2 protein-coding genes are annotated in these 2282 nt (G+C 39.9%); both read left to right on the top strand.

Annotated features, from left to right (window positions below; genetic code table 11):
* Window positions 1-410: 410 nt before the first annotated feature.
* Window positions 411-1385 (top strand): CDF family Co(II)/Ni(II) efflux transporter DmeF, encoded by a 975-nt coding sequence (dmeF, locus tag CXF82_RS01235; protein ID WP_102039210.1) that lies wholly within the window; start codon window positions 411-413, stop codon window positions 1383-1385.
* A gap of 28 nt (window positions 1386-1413) precedes the next feature.
* Window positions 1414-1833, top strand: coding sequence for a MarR family winged helix-turn-helix transcriptional regulator (locus CXF82_RS01230; protein WP_101092076.1), 420 nt, complete (start codon window positions 1414-1416; stop codon window positions 1831-1833).
* Window positions 1834-2282 lie beyond the last annotated feature (449 nt).

The following is a 2282-nucleotide window of genomic DNA, read 5'->3' as shown; positions in this document are numbered from 1 at the left end:
GGTGTGAGTATTGCGATAAGCTTGAACACTAGTCCCGGTTTGGGAGTGTTGCAACGGAATCAACTGATCTTGCCATACTAAGTCTTTTGGACTTAGATCACATGATTTTTGTTTTTAGGTTGTCAGTTAAAAATAAATGAAGGATTATTGCTTTGATTTACGAACTATATGGCATTCAAATTAAGTGGCAGTCAAACTAGTTGTATATCAAACAAAATGACGTTTAAAATCAAAAGATACAGACAAGCCTTTATCTAAACACTTATCTAAGATAAACGCTTAAGGGGTGTTTGGTCGATGATTAAGAATCATTAACGCATAAAACAACTGATGACAAAACACTGATAACAAAATTAGTGACAAGACATTAATTACAAGACAACGAACGTTGCACAAAAGGTACGGGTATGATGGAAAACACAGAAAAATTACGTCAGCAATGGTCACATCAGCACAATTTTGCAGGTCACAATAATAGCGGAGAACGTAATACCGCAATCGTGCTGTTATTGACCGTGGTGACCATGTTTGCTGAGATTACAGCGGGAACAATCTACGGTTCAATGGCTTTACTTGCTGATGGTTGGCACATGGGTACCCACGCGGCCGCTTTTCTTATTACGCTGTTTGCGTACCGCTATGCACGTAAACACGCCAATTCAGCTAGCTACTCATACGGCACTGGCAAGGTGAGTGTATTGGGTGGTTTTACCAGTGCCGTCGCATTAGGCTTAGTGGCGCTTGTTATGTTGGTAGAATCGGGCGTTAGGATATTTAATCCGCAAGACATTCACTTTGATCAGGCTATTATGGTTGCGGTCATCGGCTTAATCGTCAATATAGTCAGTGTGTTTTTACTAAAAGATCATCACAGTCATGATCACGGACATAGTCATGGACACGATCATGATCATAGCCACGAGCACTCTGTTAGCCATGGTCACTCGCATGGTCATGAAGATCATAATTTAAAAGCCGCTTACTTCCATGTACTGGCCGATGCTCTGACTTCATTATTGGCAATCGGTGCGTTATTACTGGGTAAATATGTCGGACTGAACTGGCTCGACCCATTAATGGGTATCGTGGGCGCGGTGATCATCTCTCGCTGGGCTTGGGGGTTAATGAGGCAAACCGCCCCCATTTTACTTGATGCCAGCATGAAGCAAAAACAACTTACTGAAATAAAACAGATGATAGAACAAGAGGGCGATTGTTTAGTTGACCTGCATGTATGGAAAGTCAGTGCAGACCATTATGCAGCTAGCTTGATTGTTGTCAGCGAAAGTGGTGCAAATAGTGACCATTTTAAAGATAAATTGGCAAAAATTAAGGCCTTAAGTCATGTAACCGTTGAAGTGCACATGGCGAGTCAGGCACAATAAGCCTGAAACCGCTAAGGAATATTAATTAATGAAGAACCAAGACGATCATCTAAATCATGCGATTATCGAGTTTTATGAAAAGTTATCGTCTTGGGAAATGGCTGTAGTCAAAGATAATGGATTTAGCTTACCTCAAGTTCACATTGTTGAAATCCTAGGTCTTAATGGCCCTATGCGAATGAAAGAGTTGGCAGCGAAAATTGGGGTGACTACAGGCACGTTAACCGTTCAAATCGATAAAATGGTTAAAGCTGGTCTAGTGTTGCGCCGTGCTCATGAAACCGATCGACGCTCGATATTAGTTGAATTAACGGATCCAGGCCAAGTTATGTTTGAAGAGCACGACAAACTACATATGCAGTTAACGACCGATCTTACGGTTCAATTTAGCGAAGCCGAACGAGCGCAGATGTTAGATTTTTTTAATCGTATCAATAAAGAGTTTTAATCGGCTTAAAGCACCATTTACAAATCCAAATGTTCAAAGTTAGTGCTAAACGTTCAACACTGATTGCGAGTTCTTACTATCTAGCAAGGCTAGATAATGTCGCCTTTTAGGGGGCAAAAGCGCTTCATCTATTGTTTTATGCCTCCTCTTTATCTTCCTGTGTAAAACGTTATGAACTTATAGGTTCATTCGTTGCCTATAAGTCAGTGCGCATAAATCACGCTAAATCGTATTATCTTTGAATACTCATCAATGCAAAGTAGATTCTTTTATTGAAATAAAGGGTCAAAAGCATTCATTCAACAAAGATCAAATGTTAGAATATTTTCATATGTTCACTTTTAATTAAACTTTGTTACAGTGAGGTGTAAGTTAAAGTATTCATCATAATCACGCTGACCAAGCAGAATGTGGCTCAGTATCGTAACGTTATCAATCCCAAATAAGAA

It is taken from the genome of Shewanella sp. GutDb-MelDb, from assembly GCF_002836075.1.
Lineage (GTDB): Bacteria > Pseudomonadota > Gammaproteobacteria > Enterobacterales > Shewanellaceae > Shewanella.
This window is presented reverse-complemented; position numbering and strand designations above follow the sequence as displayed.

Coding starts and splice junctions, on each gene's coding strand:
- dmeF (WP_102039210.1), top strand. CDS start 411: ATGGAAAACACAGAAAAATTACGTCAGCAATGGTCACATCAGCACAAT.
- CXF82_RS01230 (WP_101092076.1), top strand. CDS start 1,414: ATGAAGAACCAAGACGATCATCTAAATCATGCGATTATCGAGTTTTAT.